The 3727-nt window shown below is 58.3% G+C and carries 4 protein-coding genes; 1 reads left to right on the plus strand and 3 read right to left on the minus strand.

The annotated features are described in order from the left end of the window. From N826_RS46250 to N826_RS41400, 3 genes are all read right to left on the minus strand, one after another. The coding region (locus N826_RS46250) for an IS1/IS1595 family N-terminal zinc-binding domain-containing protein (protein WP_211099513.1) at positions 1-132 on the minus strand (132 nt) is incomplete at its 3' end. Between the two features lie 184 nt (positions 133-316). After that, complete coding sequence (locus N826_RS41185) at positions 317-1363, minus strand: multicopper oxidase domain-containing protein (protein ID WP_052832810.1); 1047 nt, start codon at positions 1361-1363, stop codon at positions 317-319. Positions 1364-1438: 75 nt separating this feature from the next. Then, positions 1439-2548, minus strand: a complete 1110-nt coding sequence (locus N826_RS41400; protein WP_147041347.1) for a multicopper oxidase domain-containing protein — start codon at positions 2546-2548, stop codon at positions 1439-1441. Between the two features lie 380 nt (positions 2549-2928). On the opposite strand from N826_RS41400, the gene N826_RS42645 reads away from it, so the two are divergent. Beyond that, complete coding sequence (locus N826_RS42645; protein ID WP_169789512.1) at positions 2929-3204, plus strand: sigma factor-like helix-turn-helix DNA-binding protein; 276 nt, start codon at positions 2929-2931, stop codon at positions 3202-3204. Positions 3205-3727: the final 523 nt, after the last annotated feature.

A 3727-nucleotide genomic window follows, 5' to 3' on the forward strand; every position in this document is an offset into this window, starting at 1 on the left:
GCCGTGTCCTTCAAGGCGAGTGAACTGGTAGCGGCACCGTCTGCAGCGCCATCGTTGCTGGCCCGCGACGACGCCGTACCGGATCAGGCGCCGACTGCCGCACCGGGGACAATGAGGAAGAGAGAGGACCATCGAAACACAAAACTGTGAATGCCTCTAGGATATATAAAATCCGTCATTAATCCGTTAAACCCTACCAAATAAGCAGCAGTTGTAAGGTAATCCAAAATTTATGGTTGAGGAACGCCGGGTATTGCCCGCGCGCCTATCTGGGTTGCCCGGCGTGTCTCGGCTTGTCAGGAAGCCGCCTCTACCTTCAGGTCACCTCGATCCATGTCCTGGCGATCCCGCCGGCCGCATGGGGCCGGTTGGTGATCCAGTCCCTGTAGGTCGCCGTCACTTCGTAGCGGCCGGGCTGGGCGTTGTGGATCATGAACGTCGTCCGCTGAGCCGGTGTCAGGTTGGTTGGCGCCTTCGCAGCGACCGGGATCGGCTTTGAGAAAGTGCCGAGCTGGGGGTTCGTCCGGAGCGGCCTGCCGTCCATCTCGACAATCGTGCTGCTTACGCCGATGCTGATGTCAAGATTGCTGTAGGTCGCGTTGATCGCCCTCAGCAGGATGTTTTGCCCTTTTTTCGCCCGTACCACGACGCGCGTGTCCCGCTCGGTCCTCGGATGGGGCACGCCGCTGATCAGGAAATACTTCGGCTGAAAACGGTTGAGCCCGGCGTCCTCGCCGCACAGGCCGGCGGTATGGTTCAGTTCATGCCAGCGGGGATCGACGTCGTCGAAGGACCAGATCGCCTCTGCCTGGTAGCGAAGATCGGTGGTCTGGTCCTCATCGGCGGGGTGGCGTTCGAAGAGCAGTCCCGGGCCGCTGGGAGGATCAATGACGAGCGGTCCGTACATGCCCATCTCGAAATGGAGCACCGTGTTCTTGTGGCAGTGATAGAAGTAGGTGCCCGGTGATTTGGCCTGCCACTGGTATGTGTACTGGTTGCTGACCTCAAACGAGGTGTGGCCTACGCCGTCGTTCATCGTGGACGGCTCGATGCCGTGCCAGTGGATGGTGTGGGTGTTCTTGGCGGCGTCCAGGGTCGCGTGGATGATCTGACCCTGGCGGACCCGGATCAGCGGCGACGGCCAGGTCCGGTCGCCGCCGGAGGTATTGGGATCGACGAAACCCCAGAACCGGACATCGCGCCCGTCCGGCATGGTAACGTCGAAAGAGCCGTGGACCTTCCTGAAAACGCGAACGGTGGGCGGCAGTTTGTCCGGGGTCTCGATCACATCAGAGTTGGGATCGCAGCTGAACTCGTCGTACTCCGCGGGATCCGTCATCGGACGGGGAATGGTGACAGCCATGGGGCCTCCGCATTTGAAAGTCGGCAGAAAGTCAGGATTGGGTATGGCCACCCCGTGAAGGGCTGAGGCGATTACTCAGAGCGGACCCTCGAGAACCCAATCCGTCACGAGACCCAACGGATAGGAGCCGCCGGCGGAGGTCTGGGATATCTCGTTATGACAGTGCATGGGATAGAGCAGCGGGAACTTCTCCTGGCGCGGTGGCCAGGCTGCATCGGGGATTTCCGGTGGCTTGGTGAAGGGCAGCAGCAGGTCCCGGCGCATCAGGGGAGGCATCGACCAGGTGTCCTCCTCGATGATGTTGTTGAGCACCCGGACTTCGTGGCTGTTGGAGACGATCTCGGCCGTGGTGAAGACGTGGTTGCCGTGAATGTGGAGGGAGTGGGTTGCCAACCCAGCGTTGAGCGCCCGCAGGAGCAGCGGCTGACCGACCCGGCCGCGGGGAACCGTCGGCTCGTCATGAGCCGCATCGACCCCGCTCAGGCCGTTGAGGGTGAAATACCGTGGCAGAAAGGATCCGACCAGCTCCAGGGCTCCGGCGAGATCGTCTGCTTCGGCCAGCTTGTTGATCCTGGGATCGATCTGATTGAGAACCCAGATCTTGTCACGCCCGAGCAGCCATGGCCTGCCGGGAAACCGGCTATGGTTGCCCAGTGCCGAGAACAGGGCGCGCACACCGGGTGTGGTTTGAGTTTCACCATAGGGGGTGACTGGCCCGCCTGACGGAGAAGCTGCCGGCTCAACGACAAGAGCTCCGTGCAGGCCGAGAAGTCTGTTCAAGGGGGCACGGTCGGGATCAACATAGAAGTAGGTTCCAGCGAGGCTTGCAGTGAAAGTCACGCCGCCGATCTGCCCGGGCTCGATCGGCCCGAAGCTCGCGCCGGGAATGCCGAGGATCTGTACCGAGTGCGCCGAGGGCGATAGGTTTTCTACACTCAAGGTAACCGATTGCCCCTGCTTGACCCGTATGACAGGCCCTGGAACGCTGGGTTTTCCGGCTCCCTGGGAAAAGGCCCACATGAAGACGGAGGACCCGTCGATCAGCTCAACATCCACGTCCTGAATTCGGAGGAATATGGGGGGTGCGGGTGAGCTTGTCTGGGCGAGGAGAGAACCGGATACAGTCTGCACTGCTGCGACGCCAGCCAGGCCGGCGCCGTATTTCAAGAATTCGCGTCGTAGCATTGGTCATCTCCAGATTAACCATGACGCGATGACGGCCTGAAAGAACATTTATTCCAAGAAAATCCAGATTTTAGAAATAAAAATAGTTACATCATGCGCTTCACAATCGCTCAGAAAGAACTATCTCACTGAAATTTTAAAATGAAACGTTGCTAAATCTAATCGCTAGCTTGCTAACCAAGTCTGACCTGCTGATACCTGTGGTGGGGGATGGTCAGAGATAGAATGGAGGATCAGTCCGCGGCGCCAAGGGGCCGGCGAGCCACGACAAACATGTTTCATTAGGCACCAGTAAATTTTTAAACTTTAGGTTGCCGCATTCGCATGCCATGCCATATCTGTCCAGATGACGGATTTAGGGCTGTTTACGAGAGAAACTGGTGAAAATTTCAATAACTCGAACGAAACTGGCGAGGATTCGCCAGGCGGTAGGCGGCTTGCCGGCAGATGAAAGAGAGGTCTTGATGCTGGTATGCTCCGAAGGTCTGAGTTATCGGAATGCGGCGGAAGAACTCGGCATTTCCCAGGACGAGTTAAAATGCCGTTTGCTGCGCGCAAGGCAGGCCCTCATGAAAACGATGTCGGCATTTCCTCACTTGCTGATGAAACAGGATAATGATTTACATCCTATGGGGGTGTCACGAATTCGCCGGTAGCTAAGTGGTAGAATTGTCGACAAGATACTGAGAGTCTGTTCGTAGACGTCATGCGTGCGTATTTCGGCGAAAGCGTCCCGGCGTTTCGGGTTCTTCCGCACTCTCGGTGCAGGTAAGTACCTCCCTCAGTGGCCTCTAGAAGTTTGGCAGCAATATCATCAGCCTTCATGCGGCAGCCGAACGCTCGTTTCTGCCAAATTGGCAAGTTGCACCGAGAATGCGGAAGAACCGCGTTTCGGTTCAAACCGCCCACCGTTTCGGTGATTTCGCCCACTGGCCCCATGGGGTCGGTGGGCGGGCGGCGTCGTGATCCATCGTTTTCACCTTATGCTGGTATCGTCTGCCGTTGCGTTGGTGCACGGATGCTGTTGTTGTCCCCGCAGATGGGATTCGATAGGAAGCCTGCCCCTTCCTGATCGTCTCGTCTGACCATGCCGCACAAATACAATGCCGACCGTCGCCACCACATCCCGAAAGTGACCTTGCCCCCGTGCAGCGCCTCCCATAGCGCCTGAGTTATGCC

The organism is Skermanella aerolata KACC 11604, assembly GCF_000936425.1.
GTDB classification, from domain to species: domain Bacteria; phylum Pseudomonadota; class Alphaproteobacteria; order Azospirillales; family Azospirillaceae; genus Skermanella; species Skermanella aerolata.